1 protein-coding gene is annotated in these 531 nt (G+C 63.7%); it reads left to right on the forward strand.

Annotated features, from left to right (window positions below; translation table 11 throughout):
• Nucleotides 1–184, forward strand: a 184-nt coding sequence (locus tag VR44_RS46740) for a hypothetical protein (protein WP_211275236.1), incomplete at its 5' end; no start/stop codon positions are given.
• Nucleotides 185–531 lie beyond the last annotated feature (347 nt).

Consider the following 531-nt stretch of genomic DNA (forward strand, 5'->3'; position numbering starts at 1 on the left):
GGGTAGGGGCGAGGGCGGAAACCCGGTCGCCCACGAAGTCGATGACGGCGTTGTACACATCGACCATCTTGTTGTGCTGGGCCACCGGGTCGAGGCTGCCAAAGCGCCATACAAAGCCTTGGTGGCCTCCTCCACGCTTAGCCCGCTCGGATGGGCCGGAAACTCGAAGGCATACAGAGGCTGATCCTTGCCCTTGGCAGGATCGATATGCCGGAGACGCAGCTTCTTACTCAGCGCAAGATCCATGAAACTGCCTTCACGGGCTGGACGGAGGGCCGCGGCAAAGCCGACGCAGTCCACGACCGGCGATGCCACCACACCAACCCAACCCCCGCACCACCCCAAACCAGTGCCAATACGTTTCCCCCGCACGCCGCACTCCCGGCTTCCACCCGACACACCACCAGCCAATGGCGTCCCGCCACGGGAGAACATGTGAACAGGCGCGCCCATGACAGCCGGCCATCCCCGCGATGGGCGCCTGACGGCAGCAACTTGGTCACCTCATGACAGCCATGATCAGCATCACTG

It is taken from the genome of Streptomyces katrae (genome assembly GCF_000966975.1).
Taxonomy (GTDB): Bacteria; Actinomycetota; Actinomycetes; order Streptomycetales; family Streptomycetaceae; genus Streptomyces; species Streptomyces katrae.